Source organism: Streptomyces sp. NPDC046915 (genome assembly GCF_040644935.1).
Taxonomy (GTDB): Bacteria; Actinomycetota; Actinomycetes; order Streptomycetales; family Streptomycetaceae; genus Streptomyces.
This window is the reverse complement of the sequence record NZ_JBEYXB010000020.1, coordinates 101,482-124,673: the sequence shown is the minus strand read 5'-3', so window position 1 is coordinate 124,673 and position 23,192 is coordinate 101,482. Positions and strand designations below refer to the sequence as shown.

Below are 23,192 nucleotides of genomic sequence, written 5' to 3'. Positions count from 1 at the left end.
CCGGCTCCCGGGGTCACCAGTCGGTCAGTGGTGGAGTCGTCTGGGACGGCGGCTCCACCCAGGGGTGTGCGGTCAGCGCCCAGACGGTGAAGGCGACGCACGCGGCGCACAGCAGCAGCCACATCAGGCGGCGGGCCGCGGCCCTGCGGCGCAGGAGACGGCCGCCGCGCCGCACGGCGTCCGCGTACAGCTCCGGCGGCACCCGCGGCGACGTCCGCTCCATCATGCGCCGCACGGTGGCCTCACGTACGGACCGGTTCATGACGGGGCCACCTTCGCCCCCGCCACCGCCGACCGCTGCCTTCGGGGCGGGTCCAGCACGGTGGCCGTCGCGCGGTCGCAGATGACGCAGACCCGCTCCAGGGACAGCCCGAGCAGCGCCGCCACCTGTTCCTCGGCCACCCCTTCGTACAGCCGCAGGACGACGACCAGGCGTTCCCGGGGCGTGAGGACGGCCAGGGCGCTGCGGGGGTGCGGGCGGGGCCGGGCGAAGCCGCCGTACTCGTGCCAGGCGCCGCGGGCGAACCGCATGGCCAGATACTGCCGGGCGCAGACGTACGGGTCCTCCCCGCGCAGCCGGTCCCAGCACGCGTACGTGTGCGCCAGCGTCAGTGTGAGCAGGCGCCGCGCGCGGGGGTTGTCGTCCGGCGCCTCCCCGGTGAGCAGTGTGGCGGCATGCAGCAGCCGCCCGCCCGCACCCGCGACGAACGCCTCGAACTCCCGGGCACGGCGGGCGTGTCCGGACGCCTGCCGTTCTCGCACCGCGCCTCCCCCCGGGGCCGCCTGGTCTCATATCAGGCCAATGGCGGCCCGTGGTCAAGAGCCGTGCGGCACGCGCGTGTGCGGACCCGCCGCCGGGAGCGGCGCGGGAGAGCTCAGGAGCCCGACGGCGTCTCCGGCCCCGGCACGCCCTGGACGGTCATGCGCGCGGAGAGCGCGGTGTTGAAGCGTGTCAGGAGCGTGCAGAACGCCTCGCGCTCCTCCGGTGCCCAGTCGTGTGTCAGCTCGGCCATCAACTGACGCCTGGACGAGCGCACTTCCTCCAGCCGGGACAGCCCGCGCGGCGACAGCTGGAGCACCACCGCCCGTCCGTCCTCGGGGTGCGAGGTGCGCTTGACGAGCCCGGTGTCCACGAGTGGAGCAACCTGCCGGGTGACCGTCGAGGAGTCGATCCCCATGCTCGCGGCGAGCGCCTTGACACCCATCGGGCCCTCCTTGTCGAGGCGGTTGAGCAGCAGGTACGCGGCGCGGTCCATGGAGTTGCGCACCTGCCCGACACCACCGAGCCGGGTCTGTTCGGCACGGCGGGCGAACACCGCGACCTCGTGCTGCAACGTGTCGAGGAGACCGGTGTCACCGACGGTCGTCATGTCCATCGACATTTCAGGTGTTGTGGGCATGGCCGGGGGCTCACTTCATGAAGGGGGTGCTGGGTTGGGGGACAGAGTACGCGGCTGGGGGGTGGGCCGTACTGGCGCTGCGCAAACCGGTCTCGGAGCTTGGTCACACCAGTCGCTCACGACTGTGAACTGCGAGACTGGAGTCATGAGCTACAGCACGGCTGACTCTTTCCTGCCCGTGACCCTCGACGACGTGCGCGGCGCACAGAAGATGCTGTCCGGGGTGGCGCGGGTGACCGCGATGGAGGGCAGCCGGCACCTGTCCCAGCTCGTCTCCGCGCCGGTGCACCTGAAGTGCGAGAACCTCCAGCGGACGGGTTCGTTCAAGCTGCGCGGCGCGTATGTGCGGATCGCCGGGCTGCTGCCCGAGGAACGGGCCGCCGGAGTGGTCGCCGCGAGCGCGGGCAACCACGCGCAGGGCGTGGCGCTGGCCTCCGCGCTGCTCGGGGTGCACGCCACCGTGTTCATGCCGCAGGGCGCGCCGCTGCCCAAGATCAGCGCCACCCGTGACTACGGCGCCGAGGTGCGCCTGCACGGCCAGGTGGTCGACGAGACCCTGGCCGCCGCCCAGGAGTACGCGGCCAAGACCGGCGCGGTGTTCATCCACCCCTTCGACCACCCGGACATCATCGCGGGGCAGGGCACGGTCGGCCTGGAGATCCTGGAGCAGTGCCCGGAGGTGCGCACGATCGTCGTCGGCATCGGCGGCGGCGGGCTCGCGGCCGGCATCGCGGTGGCGGTCAAGGCGCTCCGGCCGGAGGTGCGGATCGTCGGTGTGCAGGCGGAGGGCTCGGCGGCCTATCCGCCCTCGCTCGCGGCCGGGCGTCCCGTGGCGATCGAGAACCCGGCGACGATGGCCGACGGCATCAAGGTCGGGCGGCCCGGCGACGTGCCGTTCGGCATCATCGGCGACCTCGTCGACGAGGTCCGCACGGTGAGTGAGGACGAGCTGTCCGCGGCGCTGCTGCTGTGCCTGGAGCGGGCCAAGCTGGTCGTCGAACCGGCCGGCGCCAGCCCGGTCGCCGCGCTGTTGAGCGAACCCGGTGCCTTCCCCGGGCCGGTCGTCGCGGTGCTCTCCGGCGGCAACGTCGATCCGGTGCTGCTCCAGCGCGTCCTGCGGCACGGCATGGCCGCGCAGGGCCGCTACCTGGCCGTTCGGCTCCGGCTGACCGACCGTCCCGGCGCCCTCGCCACGCTTCTCGGGGTGTTGTCAGTGGTGGACGCTAACGTCCTCGACGTGAGCCATGTACGGACCGATCCCCGGCTCGGGCTCGCGGAGGCGGAGGTGGAGCTGCACCTCGAGACGAAGGGACCGGCGCACTGCGTCGAGGTCGGCCGGGCGTTGCGCGAGGCGGGCTACACGGTCATCGCCTGAGGCAACGACCTCGGGGGTTCACTCGTTCGAGTATTTCCATTGAGGAACGCGATACATCGCGTTAGTCTGTGGCGCGGATCCTCCGAAGCATCCCCGAAGACGTGGAGACTCATATGCCAGGCGCCATCTATGCCGAAGGCCTGGTGAAGACCTTCGGCGACGTAAAGGCATTGGACGGCGTCGACCTCGACGTTCCCGAGGGCACGGTCCTCGGCCTGCTCGGGCCGAACGGCGCGGGCAAGACGACGACCGTCCGCTGTCTGACGACCCTGCTGCGCCCCGACCGCGGCCAGGCGGTCGTCGCGGGCATCGACGTGCTCAAACACCCCGACGCCGTACGCCGCTCCATCGGCCTCTCCGGCCAGTTCGCGGCCGTCGACGAATACCTGACCGGCCGGGAGAACCTCCAGATGGTGGGCCGGCTGTACCAGATGAAGGCCAAGGCGGCGAAGACCCGCGCGGAGGAGCTGCTGGAGCAGTTCCACCTCACGGACGCCGCCGACCGGCCCACCAAGACCTACTCCGGGGGCATGCGCCGCCGGCTCGACCTCGCGGCGGCCCTCGTGGTCTCCCCGCCCGTGATGTTCATGGACGAGCCGACGACCGGTCTCGACCCGCGCAACCGGCAGCAGCTCTGGGAGGTCATCAAGCAGCTGGTCTCCGGAGGGACGACCCTGCTGCTCACCACCCAGTACCTGGAGGAGGCCGACCACCTCGCCCACGACATCGCGGTCGTCGACCACGGCCAGGTCATCGCCAAGGGCACCTCCGACCAGCTCAAGGCCCGCACGGGCGGCGAGCGCGTGGAGGTCGTGGTGCACGAGCGCGAGCACATAGTGACCGCCGAGGAGGTGCTGCGCGGCTTCGGCAAGGGCGACACCACGGTCGAGGAGCACACCCGCAAGCTCACGGTGCCCGTCACCGGTGGCGCCAAGCTGCTCGCCGAGGTCATCCGCGAGCTGGACACCCGCGGCATCGAGATCGACGACATCGGACTGCGCCGCCCCACCCTCGACGACGTCTTCCTGTCCCTGACGGGGCACGTGGCCGAGGTGAAGGACGAGGAGAGCGGCGCCGCGAAGGCCGCCGCGAAGAACAAGGAGAGCGTGAAATGAGCGCCGTCACCGACACCGTGCCGGTCGCGGCACCCCGCAACCCCGTCGGCCAGTCCGTCCGGGACTCGCTGATCGTCGCCCAGCGGAATCTGATCCGCATGTCCAGGATTCCCGAAATGGTAATTTTCGGGCTCATCCAGCCGATCATGTTCGTGGTGCTGTTCACCTATGTCTTCGGCGGTTCCATGCAGATCGGCGGCAGCACGAGCGCGGCCGCCTACAAGAACTTCCTCATGGCCGGCATCTTCGCGCAGACCGTCACCTTCGCCACCGCCAGCTCCGGCGCCGGCATCGCCGACGACATGCACAAGGGCCTCATCGACCGCTTCCGTTCACTGCCCATGGCGCGCGGCGCGGTGCTCACCGGGCGCACGCTCGCCGACCTGGTCCAGACGGCACTGACCCTGCTCGTCCTCGCCGTGGTCGCGCTGCTGGTCGGCTGGCGCACGGGGACGGTGGGGGACACCAACGCCGGCAAGGTCCTGGCGGCCTTCGGCCTGCTGCTTCTGCTCGGGTACGCGTTCACCTGGATCGGCGCCCTGATCGGCCTGTCGGTGCGCACGCCCGAGGCGGCCACCTCCGGTGGGCTGATCTGGCTCTTCCCGGTGACCTTCATCTCCAACGCGTTCGTCGACACCAGCAACATGACCCCGTGGCTGCGTCATGTCGCGGACTGGAACCCGTTCAGCGCCACCGTCCAGGCGGCCCGCGTCCTGTTCGCCAACGCACCCAAGTCGGCGTCGGACGCCTGGCCCATGCAGCACCCGGTGTGGGCCTCGCTGATCTACTCGGTTCTGATCGTCGTCATATTCCGGACCCTCGCGGTGCGCAAGTACCGCTCGGCGACGGCATGACAAAGCCCCCGGCGTCACGTCATGCGGACGCCGGGGGCAGGTCAGGAAACTGTCGGCCGAGCCGGAGCCTCTCAGCCCGAGTACGGTTCGGCCTTCAGGATCCGCACCGAGGCCTTCTTGCCGTTGGGCAGCTCGTACTCCGCGTCCTCGCCGACCTTGTGGCCGATCACGCCGGCGCCCAGCGGGGACTGCGGCGAGTACGTCTCGATGTCGGCGCTCGCGTACTCGCGCGAGGCGAGCAGGAACGTCGTGGTGTCGTCCTCGTCGCCGTCGAAGGCGATCGTCACGACCATGCCGGGTGCGACCGCACCGTCGGTCGAGGCCGGGGCCTCGCCGACCTGGGCGTTCTCCAGGAGCTGGGTCAGCTGGCGCACGCGGAGCTCCTGCTTGCCCTGCTCCTCCTTGGCCGCGTGGTACCCGCCGTTCTCACGCAGGTCCCCCTCCTCGCGCGCGGCCGCGATCTTGGCGGCGATCTCCGTGCGCGCAGGACCAGTAAGGTACTCAAGCTCATCCTTGAGCTTGTTGTACGCCTCCTGGGTCAGCCAGGTGACGTTCTCGCTGGTCTGGGTCACAGGGTGCTCCTCGTCGGTACTGGGAATACAAAGCATCGCCCTACCCAGAAGAATGTTCCTCCATGGATGGGCGAAACCACGAGCCTAACAATTCAAGCGCCGAAGGGGGAGGACATAAGCCTCCAGATTCATGTCAACGCAGGTCAGAGCCTACGTATTCCGCATGACGTCAGTCGGCGTGGCACCCGAGCAGCTCGGCTGTGGTGCCCTTGGACATCGTACGGAGCGTGACCACCCGGTCGATCCGGGTGGGGGATCCGGAGAAGTGGAAGTCCGCCCGGCCCACCACGGCACCGTCGGCGGCCTGGGAGCGCAGGGTGCAGTAGCCGGAGGCACCGGCGTCCTTGTGGACCTCGAGATGCACCTTGACCGCGTTGTCCGAGGCCTCGAAGGTGATCACCTGCGCGCTGATCTCGTTCTGGGCGACGTAGTGGTAGGCGAAGTAGCCGACCAGTGCCAGGAGGACCGCACCGAAGGCCACCGCGGCGATCTTGAGCTTGCGGTCGGCGCGCTCGTCCGAGGAGCGGCCGTAGCGACCCTCGGGGAGCCGCGTGCTCGCCGTGCTCATGATCGTCCTCTCCGCGGAATTATTCGCCCGCCGTTTCGGTCACTATAGAAGCTGCCGATCGCACCCGGAGACAGGGGGCGCCGACATATGAGGATTGAGTCTTGACTGACCAACTGCGACTGATGGCCGTCCACGCGCACCCCGACGACGAGTCGAGCAAGGGCGCGGCCACCATGGCGAAGTACGTGTCGGAGGGGGTGGACGTGCTGGTGGTGACCTGCACCGGCGGGGAGCGAGGCTCCATCCTCAATCCGAAGCTCCAGGGCGACAAGTACATCGAGGAGCACATCCACGAGGTCCGCAAGAAGGAGATGGACGAGGCCCGCGAGATCCTCGGGGTCAAGCAGGAGTGGCTCGGCTTCGTCGACTCCGGCCTGCCCGAGGGCGACCCGCTGCCCCCGCTGCCCGACGGCTGCTTCGCCCTCGAGGACGTCGACAAGGCGGCCGGTGAGCTGGTGAAGCAGATCCGCTCGTTCCGTCCCCAGGTGGTCACCACCTACGACGAGAACGGCGGCTACCCGCACCCCGACCACATCATGACCCACAAGATCTCGATGGTGGCGTTCGAGGGCGCGTCGGACACCGAGAAGTACCCAGAGAGCGAGTTCGGCCCGGCGTACCAGCCGCTGAAGCTGTACTACAACCAGGGGTTCAACCGCCCGCGCACCGAGGCCCTGCACAAGGCGATGCTCGACCGGGGCCTGGAGTCCCCCTACGGCGAGTGGCTCAAGCGCTGGAGCGAGATCGAGCGCAAGGAGCGCGTGCTCACCACGCACATCCCCTGCGCGGAGTTCTTCGAGATCCGTGACAAGGCGCTGATCGCGCACGCCACCCAGATCGACCCGGACGGCGGCTGGTTCCGCGTCCCGATGGACGTCCAGAAGGAGGTCTGGCCGACGGAGGAGTACGAGCTCGCGAAGTCCCTCGTCGATTCCTCCCTCCCCGAGGACGACCTCTTTGCGGGCATCCGCGACAATGCCTGACATGAGCGCGAGCCTGGCACTGACGCACCTCGTCCCCCTCGCCAAGGAGGTCGACGAGAACAAGGTCACCCCCGGCGTCCTCGGCTTCATCGTTTTCGCGGTGATGGCCGTGGCCGTCTGGGCCCTGATGAAGTCCATGAACAAGCACATGCAGAAGGTCGACTTCAAGGAGGCCCCGGACAAGAAGGGGGAGTCCGGAGCCGCCCCCGCCGACGCCGAGTCCCAGCGGGGCTGAGCGGGATCACTGCCCGGCCGGCACCGGGACGCCCATCACCTCCCGGGCATGCCGGTCCGGCACCATCCCCAGCCGCCATGCCTGCCAGCCCGCTTCCAGGCTGACGCCCCGTTCCAGGAGCAGCTGGTACGCACCGACGTATTCGGCCAGCTTCTCGTCCCGGACCGGATGGCCGGTCCGGGCGAGCTGGGTCAGTTCCTCCTGGGCCACCGCCGTGCCGACCTCCACCCCACCGGGGGCCGCGTACGGCAGCAGGGTGCAGCGCAGGAAGCGGGCCCAGTCCTCGCCCCTGCGGTCGCCGTACCCGGTGAACAGGGCGAGAGCCTCGTCGCACAGGCTGAGGGCCTGCTGGGTGCGGGCGTTGCCCGCGTCGACGACCGCCAGTTCCAGGCAGGTCCAGGCCTCGCCGTGGCCGACGCCGATGCGCTGGAAGTCGGCGCGGGCGTCGACCAGGAGCTGACGGGCGAAGCCGGAGTTGCGCAGCGAGCCGGTCTGGGCGGCCCGCTGGTCGCGGGTGACGCGGGCCGAGTGGTGACGGGCGCAGGCCAGGCCGTAGACGTCCCGCATCCGCGAGAACATCGTGCGGGACCGCTCCAGCTCACGGACCGCCTGGTCCAGATCGCCGGTCTCCTCCAGCGCCAGGCCCAGGTAGAAACCCGTCCAGGCCTCGCCGCGCACGTCCTCGTTCTCCCGGTGCCGGGCGGCGGCCTGACGCAGGCCCTCCACCGCCGGGGACGCGTCGCCGTCGACCAGTCGGGCCCGGGCCAGCTGGGTGAGGGCCCAGGCCTCGCCGCGCGCGTCGCGGGTGCGGCCGTAGCGGTCGAGGGCGGACCCCAGCTCCGTCTCCGCCCGTGGCACGTCGCCCATGCGCAGGGCCAGCTGGCCCAGCTGGAAGTGGGCCCAGGCCTCGCCGTGCACCGAACCGCCCTCGCGGTGCAGGACCAGGGAACGCGTCAGCAGGTCCAGGGCTTCCGGCAGGCGGGCGCGGTCGCGCTGCACGGCGGCCAGCGCGTGCATCGTCCAGGCCCGGTCCGTGGCCAGCTCGGGCGCCGCCTGGAGGTCCAGGGCCTCCTGAAGCTTGGCCGCGGCCTCCGTGAGGTTGCCCTGATGGTGCAGGGTGATGCCGAGCGAGCACAGGGCACGGGCGGCGCCCGCGTCGTGATGGGCCTCCAGATAGAGGTCGACCACGGACGTCAGGGTGGTGCGCGCCTTGTCCAGCTCGCCGAGCTGACGTGCCGCGATACCGGTGCGCCACTGCACGGAGCGGACCAGCAGACCCTGGTCCACGGCCTGCGCGAGCTCGCTGATCTCGCCGAGGCGGTAGAGGTCGCCGCGCAGCAGGCAGTAGTCGCACAGGGCGCCGAGCAGGTTCAGCACCGCCGACTGGTTCACGCCCTCCGCATGGCGCAGCGCCGCGGTGATGAAGCTCGACTCGTCGTCCAGCCAGCGCAGCGCCTCGTCGAGGGAGGTGAAGCCGTGCGGGCCGAAGCGGTCCGAGCGGGTCGACATGTTGCCGTCGACCAGTCGGAGCACGGAGTCGGCGAGTTCCGCGTAGTTCACGATCAGGCGTTCCTGCGCGGCCGTCCGCTCGGCCGGTTCCTCCTCGTCCAGCAGCCGGGCGTGGGCGAAGGCGCGCACCAGGTCGTGCAGCCGGTAGCGGTTGCCGCGGACGTGGTCGATCAGACCCGCTCGGGCGAGGGCGACGAGGTGACGGGTGGCCTCGGCCTCGTCGGTGGCGAGCAGTGCGGCCGCCGCGGCGGCGCCCAGGGAGGCGCGGCCGGCCAGCGCCAGCCGTCTCAGCAGCCGCCGGGCCGGCTCCGGCTGGTCGGTGTAGCGCAGCCACAGCACGCGCTCCACCGGCTCGACCGGGCCGTATGCCGCCAGGTCCGTGGCCAGAGCGGGGGCCGACCGCGGGCCCAGACAGGAACCCGCGACGCGCAGCGCCAGCGGCAGACCGCCGCACAGCTCCAGGATCCGGTCGCTGGACTGGGCGTCGTAGGGCCCCGCGGCGTCCTGCGCGGCCGCCTCCAGCAGCTCCTCCGCGCCCGCCGCCTCCAGGGGTTCGACCGGGAGCTGGTGCACCCAGGCCAGCAGGTCCGGCGGCAGGTCGAGAGGCTTGCGCGCGGTGACCACCACCAGGCTGTCGGAGCGGTCGGGAACGAGGGCGCGGACCTGCTCGGCGTTCGAGGCGTCGTCCAGCACGATCGTCACCGGCAGGCCCGTCAGATGCTGGTGGTAGAGCTCGCTCAGCCGCTTGACCTGCTGGTCGGGGGAGGACCGCTCGCGGAACAGCAGCTGTTCGCGGGGCGCGCCGAGCCGGTTGAGCAGGTGCAGCAGCGCGTCCCGGGTGGACAGCGGCGGCTCCTGGCTGTCGCCGCGCAGATCGACGACGACCGCGCCGCGGAAGTGGTCCTTCAGGTCGTGCGTGGCACGGACCGCGAGGGTCGTCCGGCCCGAGCCGGGCGCCCCGTACAGGACGACCACCGTCGGCCGGGTCTCGGTCGTCGCCCGCGCCGACTGCACCCACTGCCTGATCCGCGCCATCTCCTTCCGTCGCCCCGCGAACGGGCCCTCGGGGTCCGGTAGTTGCGCGAAGGACTGCTCGAGCACCGTGCGCCTGCGGGCCGCCGCGCTCTTGTCCGAGCCGCGCAGCTGGGGCCCGTTCTTCTTCGGGCCCGTGGAGGCGCTGAGCACCCGCTGCTGGTCGAGGAACGGACGGATGCCCCGAACCTCCAGCGCGGTCAGCCATTGCAGACGAAGCTGTTCCGGGCCGCCCGGCTGGCCTGCCTCGCCGGCCCGGTGGTGGGCCGCGGGCAGATGGGAGCCGGCGACCTTCACGACGGTGGCCGCCGCGCCCACGACCCCGACGGCGACACCCGCGCCGAACGCGGTTCCCGCGCCGGTGCCGAGCGACAGGTCGGCCACGGTGGCCGCGACCGCCGCGACTCCCGCCACCAGCAGGGGAGTACCGGCGCCCTCGCGCGCGTACCGCTGGGCGAAGGTGAGCCGTCCCGCCTCCCCCTCGTCGAGGGCGCGCGTGTACGCCTCGTACTCCTCGGCGGCCGTGCCGGAGATCGAGTCCAGTGCGCCGCGCGCCCGCGACAGCAGCACCTGCCCGTCGACCCGTCCGCCCGAGCGCCGCACCTCCTCCTCCACGGCCCGCACCACCAGCCGCTCGGCCTCCGCCCGATGGCCGTCCCGCATGTCCCGTCCCCCTCCGGCGGCAACTCCTTTGCCTATGAGTGTCCTTCGGGGGAGGCCGGAGCGCGAGAGGGCCGACGATCACGGAGTGCCAGAAGCACGCAGGCGATGGCGAGCGCGGCCTCCGCCACCGCGCAGGCGGCGGCCTGGAACAGGGCGGCGCCCGAGGGCGCCGTGGTTATGTCGAACCAGGCGTCGAGGACCGCGACGGCGGCCGTCGCGGAGGCGGTGAGGCGGGCGCGGTGGTCGCCGCGCAGGCCGAGGAAGGCCGTGGCGGCGCATCCGGTGGCCATGAAGACGTCGAGGCCGATCCAGGCGAGGGACCAGTGCCGGACCTCCGTGCTCGCCGGGAGGGTCAGGCCGAGCACCACCATCCACGGCACCAGCAGGGCCGCGACCGCGCCGAGCAGGATCAGGATCCGTTTCGTTCGCATGCCCCCACACTAGATCGCAGAGAAAATTCTGCAAAGAAAGTTCTGCGGAAATCAGGGGTGTCTCAGGGATGGGGATACCGTGACGGCATGACCGAGATGACCAGCCTCGAGCGCACCGCTCTGTACAAGTCCCTCGGCAACCCCCTGCGCCGCCGGATCCTCGACTACCTCGGCCGGCACGGCGAGGCGAACTCCACCGTGCTCGCCCGCGAACTCGGCGAGAGCTCCGGCACCACCAGCTACCACCTGCGCAAACTCGCCGAGCAGCGGCTCATCGAGGAGATCCCGGAGAAGTCCGGCGGCCGCGAACGCTGGTGGCGGGCCCTGCCCTTCAGCCACACCACGCCCGACCCGGCCACGATGTCCCCGGAGGAGTACGCGGCCGCCGAACACCTCGCTCTGCTCAAGATCGAGATCGACACCCGTCTCTTCCGCCGCGCCCACGAGGAGTACCGGGGGCCGCAGGGCTGGGCCCAGGTGCAGCGCACCGGCACCTGGATGACCAAGGAGGACCTGCTCGCCTTCGTCCGCGACTACCAGGAACTCCTCGACCGCTACGGCCACTCCGACCAGGACGCCCCGGAGGGGGCGCGCCGGGTGAACCTGCGCTTCTACGCCGCCCCGGACGCCGTGGGAGAGTGGAACGGTGAACCGACTGGCCCATGAGACGTCCCCGTACCTGCTCCAGCACGCCGACAACCCCGTCGACTGGTGGCCCTGGTCGGCCGAGGCCTTCGAAGCGGCCCGCGAGACCAACAGACCCGTGCTGCTCAGCGTCGGGTACAGCAGCTGCCACTGGTGCCATGTCATGGCAACGGAAAGCTTCGAGGACCAGGCCACCGCCGACTACCTCAACGAGCACTTCGTCACCATCAAGGTCGACCGCGAGGAGCGGCCCGACGTCGACGCCGTCTACATGGAGGCCGTCCAGGCGGCCACCGGGCAGGGCGGCTGGCCCATGACGGTCTTTCTCACCCCGGACGCCGAGCCCTTCTACTTCGGCACCTACTTCCCGCCCGACCCCCGGCACGGCATGCCCTCCTTCCGGCAGGTGCTGGAAGGTGTCCGGCACGCCTGGAGCGAGCGCAACGACGAGGTGACCGAGGTCGCCGGGAAGATCGTGCGGGACCTCTCGCAGCGGGAGATCGGCTACCGGACCGCGCAGGTCCCCGGTGAGGAGGAGCTCGCTCAGGGCCTTCTCGGTCTCACCCGCGAGTACGACCCGCAGCGCGGCGGCTTCGGCGGTGCGCCCAAGTTCCCGCCGTCGATGGTCCTGGAGTTCCTGCTGCGCCACCACGCCCGCACCGGCGCCGAGGGCGCGCTCCAGATGGCGCGGGACACCTGCGAGCGCATGGCGCGCGGCGGGATCTACGACCAGCTCGGCGGCGGCTTCGCGCGCTACTCCGTCGACCGTGACTGGATCGTGCCGCACTTCGAGAAGATGCTGTACGACAACGCCCTGCTCTGCCGGGTGTACGCCCACCTGTGGCGGGCCACCGGCTCGGAAATCGCCCGCCGGGTCGCCCTGGAGACCGCCGACTTCATGGTCGGAGAACTGCGCACGGCCGAGGGCGGGTTCGCCTCCGCGCTGGATGCCGACAGCGACGACGGGACGGGCCGGCACGTCGAGGGCGCGTACTACGTGTGGACGCCGCGGCAGCTGGCGGACGCGCTCGGCCCGGAAGACGCCGAACTCGCCGCCCGGTACTTCGGCGTGACCGAGGAGGGCACCTTCGAGCACGGGCAGTCGGTCCTGCAACTCCCGCAACAGGACGGCGTGTTCGACGCCGACAGGATCGCGGCCGTCCGCGAGCGCCTGCTGCGGGTGCGCGGTGAGCGCCCAGCCCCCGGCCGCGACGACAAGGTGGTCGCCGCCTGGAACGGCCTCGCCGTCGCCGCCCTCGCCGAGACCGGCGCCTACTTCGACCGCCCCGACCTGGTCGAGGCCGCGGTCGGCGCCGCCGATCTCCTCGTACGGCTGCACCTGGACGAGCACGGCCGCCTGACCCGCACCAGCCGTGACGGCCGGGCCGGCGCCAACGCCGGTGTGCTGGAGGACTACGCCGACGTCGCCGAAGGGTTCCTGGCGCTGGCGTCCGTGACCGGCGAGGGGGTGTGGCTGGAATTCGCCGGACTGCTCCTCGGCCATGTGCTCACCCGCTTCACCGACCCGGAGAGCGGTGCGCTCTACGACACGGCGGCCGACGCCGAGCGGCTGATCCGCCGGCCGCAGGACCCCACCGACAACGCCGCCCCCTCCGGCTGGACGGCCGCCGCGGGCGCCCTGCTGGGCTATGCCGCCCACACGGGTTCCGAAGCCCATCGGGCCGCCGCCGAGAAGGCGTTGGGTGTCGTGAAGGCGCTCGGCCCGCGTGTCCCGCGGTTCATCGGGTGGGGTCTGGCCGCCGCGGAGGCCCTGCTCGACGGGCCTCGCGAGGTCGCCGTCGTCGGGCCCTCCCTCGACGACCCGGCCACGAGGACCTTGCACCGTACGGCGCTTCTGGGCACCGCCCCGGGGGTGGTCGTCGCCGTCGGCACTCCGGAGGGGGACGAGTTCCCGCTCCTCGCCGACCGCCCCCTCGTGGACGGCGAACCGGCGGGGTACGTCTGCCGTAACTTCACATGTGACGCACCGACGACCGACCCGGAGCGACTGCGCGCCGCCCTGAACGGCTGAAACGCGCGGTTAAAAAGTCGTACATCTTGTCGGAATTGGGCAGGTGTTCGGATAGATACCGCTTCCCGTACCACCGTTCCGAAACATGCTATTTATCGGAACAGTGTCCTCACTTCACATTTCCCCCCTAGGCTCTCCACAGCGACGCGGCGGCTGTAACTGACCGTCGCAACGGGGGACTTGGGGATCTGGGGGGATCTTTTTTGCTGACGTCTGTCTTCATCGCCGCCGTCTCACTGGCCCTGTTCTGGATGGCGGCCTTCACCTTGTGGTGGCAGATGCACGCGTGGCGCACGCCCGAAGTGCTCGCCTCCACCCGTTTCAGCAGACCGGACGGCGACGAACACGTGTCGTTCTCACTGCTGTTGCCGGCCCGGCACGAACAGGCCGTGCTGGACCACACCATCCAGCGGCTGCTGGAGTCCACGCACACCGACTTCGAGATCATCGTGATCGTCGGCCACGACGACCCGGAGACCACGGAGGTGGCCCACAAGGCCGCCGAGCGGGACCCGCGCGTCCGGGTCGTCGTCGACACCCACGAGAAGAAGAACAAGCCGAAGGCCATGAACACGGCGCTGCCTCACTGCCGCGGCGAGGTCGTCGGGGTCTTCGACGCCGAGGACCAGGTACATCCCGAGCTGCTCGCCCACGTCGACCACGCGTTCCGCACCACGGGTGCCGACGTCGTCCAGGGCGGCGTCCAGCTCATCAACTTCCACTCCAGCTGGTACAGCCTGCGCAACTGCCTGGAGTACTTCTTCTGGTTCCGCTCCCGGCTGCACCTGCACGCGCAGAAGGGGTTCATCCCGCTCGGCGGCAACACCGTCTTCGTGCGGACCGGCGTCCTCAGGGAAGCGGACGGCTGGGACCCCAACTGCCTCGCCGAGGACTGCGACCTGGGCGTGCGTCTGTCCAGCGTCGGCAAGAAGGTCGTCGTCGCCTACGACTCCGACATGGTCACCCGTGAGGAGACGCCCGGCAGCCTGATGTCGCTGCTGAAGCAGCGCACCCGTTGGAACCAGGGCTTCCTCCAGGTGTACCGGAAGCGGGACTGGAAGCAACTGCCGGGCCTCGGCCAGCGGTTGCTCGCCCGGTACACGCTGATGACACCGTTCCTGCAAGCCTTCTCCGGCGTGGTCATCCCGCTCAACGCCGCCGTCGCGCTTCTCCTCGACGTGCCCGTCGGGATCGCCTTCCTCACCTTCCTGCCGCTGGTCACCGCCGCCGTCACCTTCGTCTTCGAGGTGGTCGGGCTGCACGACTTCGGCATCCAGTACGGCCTGCGCGTCCGCTTCGTCCACTACGTGAAGCTCATCGTGGGCGGCCCCTTCTACCAGGTCCTCCTCGCCGGGGCCGCGATCCGCGCCGTCTGGCGCGAGCAACGCGGCCGCAACGACTGGGAGCTGACCACTCATGTCGGCGCGCACCTCACCGCGGCCGAGACGATCCGAGAGGACGTTCCTGCGTGACCTCGACCCTTCCCGCGGTGACCGTTCCTCAGGTCCCCGCGCAACGCCGACCTGCGCCTGAAGCACGTTCGACCGGTCGAACGCGCCCGCCGCTCCGACTCCGCTCCTCCCGCCCCGACCTGCTCCTGTGCGGTGCCCTGCTCACCGCGATCCTCGTCGTCCAGGGCTGGAACATCGCCGACTACCCGACCCTCAGCGACGACGAGGGCACCTACCTCGCCCAGGCCTGGGCCGTCCAGCAGGGCAGGGGCCTGGCCCACTACACCTACTGGTACGACCACCCGCCGCTGGGCTGGATCCAGATAGCCCTGCTCACCTGGATCCCGTCCGCGCTCAGCCCCGGCTCGATGACCGTCGGCACCATGCGCGTCGCGATGCTGCTGATCAGCGCGGTGAGCGCGGTCCTGGTCTACGTCCTCGGGCGGCGGCTGTCGCTGCCCCGCTGGGCCGCCGGACTCGGCATGGCGCTCTTCGGGCTGTCCCCGCTGTCGGTCGTCCTCCAGCGTGAGATCTTCCTCGACAACATCGCGGTGATGTGGCTGCTGCTGGCGTTCTGCCTCGCCGCCTCGCCCAGCCGCCACCTCTGGCACCACTTCGGCGCGGGACTCGCGGCGGCGGCGGGCGTGCTCACCAAGGAGACGATGCTCGTCGTCCTGCCCGCCCTGTTCGTCACGATGTGGCGGCACAGCCACCGCGACACCCGCAAGTTCGCCCTCACCGGCGCCGTCACCGCCTGCGCCCTGATCGGCTTCTCCTACCCCCTCTTCGCCCTGCTCAAGGGCGAGTTGTTCCCGGGGAGCGGGCACGTGTCGCTCTGGGACGGGGTCAAGTACCAGATGTCCAGGCCGGGTTCGGGCTTCATCCTGGACCGGTCCTCCGGCTCGTTCGGGGTGCTGCACTCCTGGCTGTACTACGACCGCGTCCTGCCCCTCGGCGGTCTCGCCGGCGCCCTGCTCCTGCTGGCCACCTGGCGCTGGTCGGTCACCGCCCGCGCCCTGGCCGGACCGGCCCTGACCGTGGCGATCCTGGCCGCCGTGGCCATGCGGCCGAACGGCTACCTGCCCGCCATGTACGTCATCGGCGCCCTGCCCTTCCTCGCCCTCGTGCTCGCCGGGGGCGCCGCGTCCGTCGCCCACGCCGTGCTGCGCAGGTGGCGGGCGGAGAGCGAGAAGCCGTACGTCACCGGGGGCCGGTACGCGCTCGCCGCGGTCCTCGCCCTCGCCGCCAGCGCCTACGTCGTACCGCACTGGTACGACGGCGACCGCACCGCCGTCACCGCCGACGCCAACGCCCCCTACCGGCAGGCCTCGAAGTGGCTCGGCAGCAAGGTCGGGGACCCGGAGGACACCCGGGTCCTGGTCGACGACGCGCTCTGGCTGGACCTGGTGCACGCCGGGTACCGGCCCGGGCTCGGGGCGATCTGGTTCTACAAGGCCGACCTCGACCCGGCCGTCACCAGGACCATGCCGCACGGCTGGCGGGACCTCGACTACGTGGTCGCCTCGCCCACGGTCCGGCGCGACGCCCGCGACCTGCCCGACGTACGGGCGGCCATCCAGCACTCCACCCCGGTCGCCACCTTCGGCACCGGCCCGGACCGCATCGAGATCCGGCGGATCCAGACCGCCCACACGGGAGGCGCCCGATGAGCGGCCACGAGTACACCGTCCCCGGCGAGCTGGGCGACCCGGCGGTACGGGCGGCGGAAGTGGCCGAGCCGGGGGCCGTCACCATCGTCGTACCGACCTTCAACGAGTCGGCCAACATCCGCCGGCTCCTCCAGCAGATCACCGAGTCGGTGCCGTCCCGGCTGCCCTGCGAGGTGGTCTTCGTGGACGACTCCACCGACGACACCCCGGACGTCATCCGGCAGGCCGCGCAGGACTGCCCGTTCCCGGTGACCGTGCTGCACCGCGAGGAACCGGTGGGCGGGCTCGGCGGGGCGGTCGTCGAGGGGCTCAGGGCGGCCTCCTCCGAGTGGATCGTCGTCATGGACGGCGACTGCCAGCACCCGCCCTCCCTCGTCCCCGAACTGGTCGCCACCGGCGAACGGGCGAACGCCGGGCTCGTCGTCGCCTCCCGGTACATCAAGGGCGGCAGCCGCGCCGGACTCGCGGGCGGCTACCGGGTGGCCGTCTCCCGCGGAGCGACCTGGCTGACGAAATCCCTCTTCCCCCGCAGGCTGCACGGCATCAGCGACCCGATGAGCGGCTTCTTCGCCATCCGGCGCGGCACGGTCACCGCCGACGTGCTCAGACCGCTCGGCTACAAGATCCTGCTCGAGCTGGCCGTGCGCAGCCGCCCGCGCCGGGTCACCGAGGTGCCGTTCGTCTTCCAGGACCGGTTCGCCGGCGAGTCCAAGTCGTCCGCGCGGGAAGGCATGCGCTTCCTGCGCCACCTGGCCGGCCTGCGCACCGCCTCGCCGGTCGCCCGCATGGTCGGCTTCGGCCTGATCGGCGCCACCGGCTTCGTCCCCAACCTCGTCGGGCTGTGGGCGCTGACCGTGCTCGGAACGCACTACGTCCCCGCCGAGATCCTCGCCAACCAGCTCGGCGTCGCCTGGAACTTCCTGCTCATCGAGCAGCTGCTGTTCCGCGACCGGCGCGGGCACCGGCGCTGGTGGGACCGCGCCGGCCGGTTCGCGCTGCTCGCCAACGCCGACCTGGTGCTGCGCATCCCGCTGATCGCGCTGTTCGTCGACCGGTTCGGGATGGGCGCGCTGCCCGCCACCGCACTCGCGCTGGTGACGACGTTCGTCCTGCGCTTCGTGGGGACGGAGGCGCTGGTCTATCTCCCGCGCCGCCGCCGTGAAAGCCGTACCGCCGCCTAAGGGAGCCGTGTGAACATGCGCCGAAGAAGGACCGCACTGGTCGGGGTGGGCGCCCTGACCGCCGGTCTCCTCCTCACCTCACCCCAGTCCGCCGAGGCCGCCAACCTCATCAAGAACCCCGGCTTCGAGACCGCCGGCACGGACGGCATGCCGTACTGCTGGGAGAAGTCGGGCTGGGGCGACAACGACTTCACCTTCGACACCACGACCGACGCCCACTTGGGCGGCAAGGCCATGAAGGTCACGCTCACCCGCCGCGTCGACGGCGACCGCAAGGCCCTGATCACCGAGTCGACGGAGTGCGCGCCGGTGGTGAGCGCGGGCAGGCAGTACGACCTGTCGCTCTGGTACAGGTCGACGACCCCGGACACCTCCGTCACGCTGTTCCGGCACGACGCGACCGCCGGCTGGCAGTACTGGACCGACCTCAAGACCCTGGACATGGCCTCCGCCTGGACCGAGGCCACGGTCCGCACTCCCGAGGTCCCGGCCGGCACCGACCGGATCACCTGGGGCGTCTCGGTGTACGGCACCGGGTCGGCGACCACCGACGACTACTCGATGGAGCAGGTCCCGGACACCGTCCCGCCCGCCCGGTGCACCGGCACCACCGACCAGTGCGCGAACGGCAGTTGGTCGGTGCTGCCCACGCAGAACCCGGTCCGCTCCATGCACTCCGTCGTCCTCGACAACGGCAAGGTGCTGCTCATCGCGGGCTCCGGCAACAGCGAGGAGCAGTTCGACGCGGGCACGTTCACCAGCGCCGTGTACGACCCGGCGAACGGCACCTACAAGGTGGTCCCGACGCCGAAGGACATGTTCTGCGCCGGACACGTCCAGCTCCAGGACGGGCGCGTGCTCGTCATGAGCGGCAACAAGGCGTACCCGGTCGCGGGCGGGCACGGCTACGAGGGCTTCAAGGACTCGTACATCTTCGACCCGAGGACCGAGACCTACAGCAGGACCAACGACCTCAACGACGGCCACTGGTACCCGTCGGCGACCGAGCTCGGCAACGGAGACGTGATCTCCTTCGGCGGGCTGCGCGAGGACTCGACCGGCTCGGTGACCGCCGAGTACTGGTCGGACGCCCAGCAGAAGTGGCTGGCGCTCTGGCAGGTCAACCAGACCTGGTCGTACTGGGGTCTGTACCCCTCGATGATCCTGATGCAGGACGGCCGCCTCTTCTACTCGGGCAGCCACGTCTTCGGCAACAACATCCCGGGCACCGGCTCGGCGATCTACGACTACGGCGCCAACACGATCACGCAGATCCCGGGCCTGCGGAACAAGGACGAGCGCGACCAGTCGGCGAGCGTGCTGCTGCCCCCGGCGCAGGACCAGAAGGTCCTCACCATCGGCGGCGGCAACATCGACTCCAACCCGGACGCCAACCGCCTGACCGACATCATCGACCTCAAGCAGGCCGACCCGTCGTACGCCGCCGGGCCGCCGCTGCCGCAGGGCACGGTCGACCTCGGCAACGGACCACAGCCGGAGACCGGGAACCAGGGCAAGATGTACGTCTCCGCCGTGCTGCTGCCCGACGGCAAGGTGCTGGAGACGGGCGGCGCGCTGCACAACCGGGCCAACCCGGTGTACGAGTCGTCGATCTACGACCCGGCGACCTCCGCCTTCGACCCGGTGGCCGCCGATCCGCAGGCCCGCGGCTACCACTCGTCCTCGTTCCTGCTGCCCGACGGCCGGGTGATGTCGACGGGCGACAACCCGGGCAACGGCACCTGGAACCACAACGTGTCGATCTACACCCCGCCCTACCTCTACAAGGGGACCCGCCCGACGATCACCTCGCTGATCAACACCGAGTGGAAGTACGGCGACACCCAGCGGATCACCGTCGACCGCCCGATCGCCAAGGCGGAACTGATCCGCCCCGCCGCGGTCACCCACTCCTCCGACCCCAACCAGCGCTTCGTCGACCTGCCCCTGTCCGTGGACGGCGACAACGTCGACCTGAACGTGACGAGCAACCCGAACCTGGCCCCGCCCGGCTGGTACATGCTCTTCGCGGTCGACGCGAACGGCGTGCCCTCGGTGGCGAAGTGGGTGCACCTCCAGGGTCCGGCCGCGCTCAGCGCCTCCGACGCCTCCCCGCACGTCCACGCCTTCGCCGACTCCCCCCGGGGCAAGGTCTCCGGGCCCGGCAGGAAGCGCGCCGCGCAGCAGGTCAGCCCCACCCTCTCCGGCTGCGACCGGCACTACGGCTCGGTCAACGTGTGCGTGCCGACCGTCTTCCCGCCCGGGGTGAAGAAGACGACGGCGGCCCGCTGCGCCTGGCTCGCGCGGAACCACTACGGCCGCCTGAGGACCAACGGCGCGGACGACCCCCTGGGCCTCGACCCGGACCGGGACGGACTGGCCTGCGGAAAGGGGGACCTGAAGAGGCGTTGACGCCGGCTAGCCCCGGTCCGTGAACTCGGCGAGGGCGCGCTCCACGATGGCCTCCAGCTGGTCGTGGTGCGCGCCCTTCCAGTAGGCGCGACCGCATTGCGCGCACTGGGCGAAGACGTCGTACGAGCGCTGGGTGCCGTGCTTGAGCTGGTCGGCGACCTGCTCCTTCGTGGCGTCCCGCAGCACGCCGTTGCACGCGGTGCAGCGGGTCCAGGGGCGCAGGTCGGGGTGGAAGCGGTCGAGGACGTCGCGGAGCTGGTCGTCGGGGCGGGTGCTGTAGACGTAGGCGCCCGCCCACAGTTCGCGGCGGCGCAGCAGGCCCCGGTCGCGGCTGAGCATGACGCGTCGCTCGGCCGCCGAGCGGGCGGCCAGTGCCGGGTCGCCGATGTCCGTCGACTCGTACGCCGTGTCCACGCCGAGCAGGCGCAGCCGGCGGGCCAGGGTGCCGAGATGGACGTCGAGGAGGAAACGCAGGGGAGCGCCGGGCACCTGCTGGGGGCGCTCGACCGCGCGTACGTCCACCCGCTCGCCGGCCGCCGGGACGTGCGAGGTGGGCACCTCGCGGCCGTCCACGACCAGTGCGCCGACCTCGGTCAGCGGGACGCCGAGGGACTCGACGACGTGGCCGAGGGTCGAGACGCCGTCGGTGGGGAGCAAGGTGGCGCCCAGGCGCCGGGCGTGCGGCACGAACAGCCGCAGCTCGGGGGCGACTTCGACGTGGATCTCGGGACCGTTCACCTGGTCAGGATCGCACGGGGAGGGGGCCGGGCCTCAGCGGTTTTCGGTGGGCAGGCCGTGTTCCATGACGTCCAGGGCGCGGTCCATGAGCTCGCTGAGGTCTCCCTGGTAGCCGTTCTCCGCCCAGTACATCGAGACCTCCATCAGCCCTCCGACGAGGGACATCGCCTGGACCCGGACCTCCAGGGAGTCGGGTGCCAGGCCGGTGCGGTCCGCTATCGCCTCACGGAGCAGCCGGCCGGTGGCCGACATGCTCTCCAGCATCCGGGAGCGGACCGCCGGCACCTCGGCCCCGAGGCGGGCCCGCAGCCGGGCCACCTCGGGGTCGTCCTGCATCCCGGCGGCGACGGCCTTGCGCATCACGTGCCGCAGGGATTCGGCCCACGGTTCGTCCGCGGGCCGGGCGCGCAGTTCCTGGAGGAGGACCGGGTCGTACTCGTCCGTGAGGACGATGTCCTCCTTGGTCGGGAAGTACCGGAAGACGGTCGACGGCGAGACCTCGGCCCGGTCGGCGATCTGCTCGATCGTGGTGGCGTCGTAGCCCTGCTCCTCGACCAGGGCGTACGTCGCCGTGCGGATCGCCTCACGGGTCTTGATCTTCTTCCGCTCCCGCAGGCTCAGCTGCGGGCGGTCGGCCGGGGAGGAGGTGCGTGCCGTCATGGTGGTCATTGTCAGGCATCCAGCTCGGAGGCGACCACGCCCGGGGCCTGGGCGGGAACCTGGCCGTCCGTGGCCGGGGCGGGGCGCTTGGCGTCCGTGGCCGGGGCGGTGGGCAGGAACGCCGCGGCGAGCAGTGCGGTGAGCAGGGCGGCGATGCCGCAGACCAGCAGGACCAGGCCCATGCCGTGTACGTAGGCGCCGTTCGCGGAGGCGGCCAGGTGGGCCGAACCCGCCTTCTCGGCGACGATGTGCGCGGCGACCACCGACTCCCCGGCGGTGTGCGCGGCCTCGCCGGGCAGCCCGGTGACGTCCAGCCGGTCGCGGAAGGCGCTCGCCAGCAGGCTGCCCAGCAGGGCGATCCCGATCGCGCCGCCCACCTGGCGCAGCGTCATCAGCAGCCCCGAGCCGCTGCCGGCCCGGTCGGCGGGCAGGGCCGCCAGCGCCCCGTCCATCGCGGGCACCACCGAGAAACCGAAGCCCAGCCCGGCGATCGACAGCCACAGCGCGGTGAACCCGTAGCCGGAGTCCACACTCGTACGGCTGCCGAGCAGTGCGGCGAAGGCGAGCACCACCAGGCCCGCGCTGACCACGGCCCGCGCCCCGAACCGGGCGACGACCGGCTGCGCGCCCTTCGCGGCGACCATCAGCCCGCCCATCATCGGCAGCAGCCTCAGGCCGGTGCCGAAGGCGTCGTGCCCGAGGACGGCCTGGAGGTACGGCGGCAGGACGAACATCAGGCCGGACAGGACGAACATCACCAGGGTCGCGGCGAGGGTGTTGAGCAGGAAGCCGCGCTGGCCGAGCAGCGTCATGTCGAGCATGGGCCGGGTCATCCGGCGCTCGCGCAGCACCAGTGCGGTGAGGAGCACGGCGGCGGCGGCGAACATCCCGGCCACCAGCGGGTCGCCCCAACCGCGGTCGGGCGCCTCGATGATCGCGTAGATGAGGGCGCCGAGGCCCGCCACGGTGAGCGCGGTGGAGAGCACGTCGACCTCGGGGGAGGCCGGGTCGCGGGTCTCGGGGAGCAGGAAGACGCAGGCCGCGACGCCGATGCCGACCATGGGCACGTTGATCAGGAACACCGAGCCCCACCAGAAGTGGTTCAGCAGCCAGCCGCCGATGATCGGGCCGAGCGGCATGCCGAGCGCGGAGGCGGCGGAGATGATGCCGACGGCCTTGGTGCGCTCGTCCGACCCGAACAGCGAGGGCAGGATGGACAGCGCGAGCGGGGTGATCAGGGCGCCGCCGACGCCCATGAACGCGCGGGCGGCGATCACCCAGTTCACGTCCCCGGCCAGCGAGCCGACCAGCGAGCCCGCCAGGAAGACGCCGAGGCCGGCGATCAGCATCCGGCGGCGTCCGAAGCGGTCGCCGAGCAGTCCGGCGGGGAGCATCAGCGCCGCGAAGACGATGACGTACGCGTCCGCCATCCACTGCTGTTCGCCGGTGCCGGCACCGAGCTGCGCCGCCATGCTCGGCAGCGCCACGTTGAGGATCGTCATGTCGAAGCCGAGCACCAGCATGCTCGCGACCAGGGCCCCGAGGGCCCACCAGCGGCGGGGGTCGCGCCGCGTCTCTTCGGAGTTCGTGACAGTAGCCATGAAATGAGAGTAGCTCTCAAATCATGGTAGCCGTCAATATCTAGTGAGTGTCAGGGCATGAAAAA

Annotated in this window: 21 protein-coding genes; 11 read left to right on the top strand and 10 right to left on the bottom strand. The window is 71.1% G+C overall.

Annotated elements, in window-relative coordinates; all coding sequences use genetic code 11:
• Positions 1 to 13 precede the first annotated feature (13 nt).
• The 3 genes from ABZ915_RS38120 to ABZ915_RS38110 all read right to left on the bottom strand — a co-directional run bounded on the left by ABZ915_RS38120 (position 14) and on the right by ABZ915_RS38110 (position 1,382).
• Positions 14 to 262 carry a hypothetical protein gene (locus ABZ915_RS38120; RefSeq protein WP_361812998.1) on the bottom strand — a complete coding sequence of 83 codons (249 nt, stop codon included), beginning with the start codon at positions 260 to 262 and terminating at the stop codon, positions 14 to 16.
• Positions 259 to 762: a sigma factor-like helix-turn-helix DNA-binding protein gene (locus ABZ915_RS38115; RefSeq protein ID WP_361812996.1), complete on the bottom strand. Its 504-nt coding sequence runs from the start codon at positions 760 to 762 to the stop codon at positions 259 to 261. The genes ABZ915_RS38120 and ABZ915_RS38115 overlap by 4 nt, the downstream gene beginning before the upstream one ends.
• A 113-nt stretch (positions 763 to 875) precedes the next feature.
• Positions 876 to 1,382 (bottom strand): MarR family transcriptional regulator, encoded by a 507-nt coding sequence (locus ABZ915_RS38110; protein ID WP_361812994.1) that lies wholly within the window; start codon positions 1,380 to 1,382, stop codon positions 876 to 878.
• Positions 1,383 to 1,545: 163 nt separating this feature from the next.
• Here ABZ915_RS38110 and ilvA point away from each other — a divergent pair, with 163 nt between their 5' ends.
• The 3 genes from ilvA to ABZ915_RS38095 all read left to right on the top strand — a co-directional run bounded on the left by ilvA (position 1,546) and on the right by ABZ915_RS38095 (position 4,744).
• Positions 1,546 to 2,775 (top strand): threonine ammonia-lyase, encoded by a 1,230-nt coding sequence (ilvA, locus tag ABZ915_RS38105; protein WP_361812992.1) that lies wholly within the window; start codon positions 1,546 to 1,548, stop codon positions 2,773 to 2,775.
• Positions 2,776 to 2,888: 113 nt separating this feature from the next.
• Positions 2,889 to 3,890, top strand: coding sequence for an ATP-binding cassette domain-containing protein (locus ABZ915_RS38100; RefSeq protein ID WP_361812990.1), 1,002 nt, complete (start codon positions 2,889 to 2,891; stop codon positions 3,888 to 3,890).
• Positions 3,887 to 4,744 carry an ABC transporter permease gene (locus tag ABZ915_RS38095; RefSeq protein ID WP_361812988.1) on the top strand — a complete coding sequence of 286 codons (858 nt, stop codon included), beginning with the start codon at positions 3,887 to 3,889 and terminating at the stop codon, positions 4,742 to 4,744. Before ABZ915_RS38100 ends, ABZ915_RS38095 begins: the two co-directional genes overlap by 4 nt.
• Positions 4,745 to 4,815: 71 nt before the next feature.
• On the opposite strand, the gene greA is transcribed toward ABZ915_RS38095, so the two are convergent.
• Both greA and ABZ915_RS38085 read right to left on the bottom strand, forming a co-directional pair.
• Positions 4,816 to 5,316 carry a transcription elongation factor GreA gene (gene greA / locus ABZ915_RS38090; RefSeq protein WP_361812986.1) on the bottom strand — a complete coding sequence of 167 codons (501 nt, stop codon included), beginning with the start codon at positions 5,314 to 5,316 and terminating at the stop codon, positions 4,816 to 4,818.
• 169 nt (positions 5,317 to 5,485) lie between these two features.
• Complete coding sequence (locus ABZ915_RS38085; RefSeq protein WP_361812984.1) at positions 5,486 to 5,884, bottom strand: DUF4307 domain-containing protein; 399 nt, start codon at positions 5,882 to 5,884, stop codon at positions 5,486 to 5,488.
• Positions 5,885 to 6,006: 122 nt separating this feature from the next.
• Here ABZ915_RS38085 and mca point away from each other — a divergent pair, with 122 nt between their 5' ends.
• Together mca and ABZ915_RS38075 are read left to right on the top strand one after the other, a co-directional pair.
• Positions 6,007 to 6,867: a mycothiol conjugate amidase Mca gene (gene mca, locus ABZ915_RS38080; protein ID WP_361813085.1), complete on the top strand. Its 861-nt coding sequence runs from the start codon at positions 6,007 to 6,009 to the stop codon at positions 6,865 to 6,867.
• 1 nt (position 6,868) lies between these two features.
• Positions 6,869 to 7,102: a hypothetical protein gene (locus ABZ915_RS38075; protein ID WP_361812982.1), complete on the top strand. Its 234-nt coding sequence runs from the start codon at positions 6,869 to 6,871 to the stop codon at positions 7,100 to 7,102.
• A 6-nt stretch (positions 7,103 to 7,108) separates the two neighbouring features.
• On the opposite strand, the gene ABZ915_RS38070 is transcribed toward ABZ915_RS38075, so the two are convergent.
• A complete protein-coding gene (locus ABZ915_RS38070; RefSeq protein WP_361812980.1) occupies positions 7,109 to 10,306 on the bottom strand; it encodes a tetratricopeptide repeat protein in 3,198 nt (1,065 codons plus the stop codon).
• 32 nt (positions 10,307 to 10,338) lie between these two features.
• Positions 10,339 to 10,737 carry a hypothetical protein gene (locus ABZ915_RS38065; RefSeq protein WP_361812979.1) on the bottom strand — a complete coding sequence of 133 codons (399 nt, stop codon included), beginning with the start codon at positions 10,735 to 10,737 and terminating at the stop codon, positions 10,339 to 10,341.
• A gap of 87 nt (positions 10,738 to 10,824) precedes the next feature.
• Between ABZ915_RS38065 and ABZ915_RS38060 the strand changes: the two genes are divergently transcribed.
• The 6 genes from ABZ915_RS38060 (at position 10,825) to ABZ915_RS38035 (ending at position 20,128) form a co-directional block, all read left to right on the top strand.
• The gene (locus ABZ915_RS38060) at positions 10,825 to 11,403 is read left to right on the top strand and encodes a helix-turn-helix domain-containing protein (protein ID WP_361812977.1); all 579 of its coding nucleotides are present in this window, start codon (positions 10,825 to 10,827) and stop codon (positions 11,401 to 11,403) included.
• Positions 11,384 to 13,414, top strand: a complete 2,031-nt coding sequence (locus ABZ915_RS38055; RefSeq protein ID WP_361812975.1) for a thioredoxin domain-containing protein — start codon at positions 11,384 to 11,386, stop codon at positions 13,412 to 13,414. Before ABZ915_RS38060 ends, ABZ915_RS38055 begins: the two co-directional genes overlap by 20 nt.
• A gap of 203 nt (positions 13,415 to 13,617) precedes the next feature.
• Positions 13,618 to 14,886, top strand: a complete 1,269-nt coding sequence (locus ABZ915_RS38050) for a glycosyltransferase (RefSeq protein ID WP_361812973.1) — start codon at positions 13,618 to 13,620, stop codon at positions 14,884 to 14,886.
• A complete protein-coding gene (locus tag ABZ915_RS38045; RefSeq protein WP_361812971.1) occupies positions 14,883 to 16,535 on the top strand; it encodes a phospholipid carrier-dependent glycosyltransferase in 1,653 nt (550 codons plus the stop codon). Before ABZ915_RS38050 ends, ABZ915_RS38045 begins: the two co-directional genes overlap by 4 nt.
• Positions 16,532 to 17,716, top strand: a complete 1,185-nt coding sequence (locus tag ABZ915_RS38040) for a glycosyltransferase family 2 protein (RefSeq protein ID WP_361812969.1) — start codon at positions 16,532 to 16,534, stop codon at positions 17,714 to 17,716. The genes ABZ915_RS38045 and ABZ915_RS38040 overlap by 4 nt, the downstream gene beginning before the upstream one ends.
• A 15-nt stretch (positions 17,717 to 17,731) precedes the next feature.
• Positions 17,732 to 20,128 (top strand): galactose oxidase-like domain-containing protein, encoded by a 2,397-nt coding sequence (locus tag ABZ915_RS38035; RefSeq protein WP_361812968.1) that lies wholly within the window; start codon positions 17,732 to 17,734, stop codon positions 20,126 to 20,128.
• 6 nt (positions 20,129 to 20,134) lie between these two features.
• Here the strand turns inward: ABZ915_RS38035 and ABZ915_RS38030 are convergent, their stop codons facing one another.
• The 3 genes from ABZ915_RS38030 to ABZ915_RS38020 are packed head-to-tail and all read right to left on the bottom strand — an operon-like array spanning position 20,135 to position 23,127.
• Positions 20,135 to 20,866 (bottom strand): Mut7-C RNAse domain-containing protein, encoded by a 732-nt coding sequence (locus ABZ915_RS38030; RefSeq protein ID WP_361812966.1) that lies wholly within the window; start codon positions 20,864 to 20,866, stop codon positions 20,135 to 20,137.
• Between the two features lie 33 nt (positions 20,867 to 20,899).
• On the bottom strand, positions 20,900 to 21,535 hold the full coding sequence (locus ABZ915_RS38025) for a TetR family transcriptional regulator (RefSeq protein ID WP_361812964.1): 636 nt from the start codon (positions 21,533 to 21,535) through the stop codon (positions 20,900 to 20,902).
• A gap of 2 nt (positions 21,536 to 21,537) precedes the next feature.
• Positions 21,538 to 23,127, bottom strand: a complete 1,590-nt coding sequence (locus tag ABZ915_RS38020; protein WP_361812962.1) for an MFS transporter — start codon at positions 23,125 to 23,127, stop codon at positions 21,538 to 21,540.
• Positions 23,128 to 23,192: the final 65 nt, after the last annotated feature.

What these genes read in the sequence shown, in the direction of transcription:
- ABZ915_RS38120 (WP_361812998.1), bottom strand. Translation starts at nt 262, where the DNA reads ATGAACCGGTCCGTACGTGAGGCCACCGTGCGGCGCATGATGGAGCGG.
- ABZ915_RS38110 (WP_361812994.1), bottom strand. Translation starts at nt 1,382, where the DNA reads ATGTCGATGGACATGACGACCGTCGGTGACACCGGTCTCCTCGACACG.
- ilvA (WP_361812992.1), top strand. Translation starts at nt 1,546, where the DNA reads ATGAGCTACAGCACGGCTGACTCTTTCCTGCCCGTGACCCTCGACGAC.
- ABZ915_RS38100 (WP_361812990.1), top strand. Translation starts at nt 2,889, where the DNA reads ATGCCAGGCGCCATCTATGCCGAAGGCCTGGTGAAGACCTTCGGCGAC.
- ABZ915_RS38095 (WP_361812988.1), top strand. Translation starts at nt 3,887, where the DNA reads ATGAGCGCCGTCACCGACACCGTGCCGGTCGCGGCACCCCGCAACCCC.
- ABZ915_RS38085 (WP_361812984.1), bottom strand. Translation starts at nt 5,884, where the DNA reads ATGAGCACGGCGAGCACGCGGCTCCCCGAGGGTCGCTACGGCCGCTCC.
- mca (WP_361813085.1), top strand. Translation starts at nt 6,007, where the DNA reads ATGGCCGTCCACGCGCACCCCGACGACGAGTCGAGCAAGGGCGCGGCC.
- ABZ915_RS38075 (WP_361812982.1), top strand. Translation starts at nt 6,869, where the DNA reads ATGAGCGCGAGCCTGGCACTGACGCACCTCGTCCCCCTCGCCAAGGAG.
- ABZ915_RS38070 (WP_361812980.1), bottom strand. Translation starts at nt 10,306, where the DNA reads ATGCGGGACGGCCATCGGGCGGAGGCCGAGCGGCTGGTGGTGCGGGCC.
- ABZ915_RS38065 (WP_361812979.1), bottom strand. Translation starts at nt 10,737, where the DNA reads ATGCGAACGAAACGGATCCTGATCCTGCTCGGCGCGGTCGCGGCCCTG.
- ABZ915_RS38060 (WP_361812977.1), top strand. Translation starts at nt 10,825, where the DNA reads ATGACCGAGATGACCAGCCTCGAGCGCACCGCTCTGTACAAGTCCCTC.
- ABZ915_RS38040 (WP_361812969.1), top strand. Translation starts at nt 16,532, where the DNA reads ATGAGCGGCCACGAGTACACCGTCCCCGGCGAGCTGGGCGACCCGGCG.
- ABZ915_RS38035 (WP_361812968.1), top strand. Translation starts at nt 17,732, where the DNA reads ATGCGCCGAAGAAGGACCGCACTGGTCGGGGTGGGCGCCCTGACCGCC.
- ABZ915_RS38025 (WP_361812964.1), bottom strand. Translation starts at nt 21,535, where the DNA reads ATGACCACCATGACGGCACGCACCTCCTCCCCGGCCGACCGCCCGCAG.
- ABZ915_RS38020 (WP_361812962.1), bottom strand. Translation starts at nt 23,127, where the DNA reads ATGGCTACTGTCACGAACTCCGAAGAGACGCGGCGCGACCCCCGCCGC.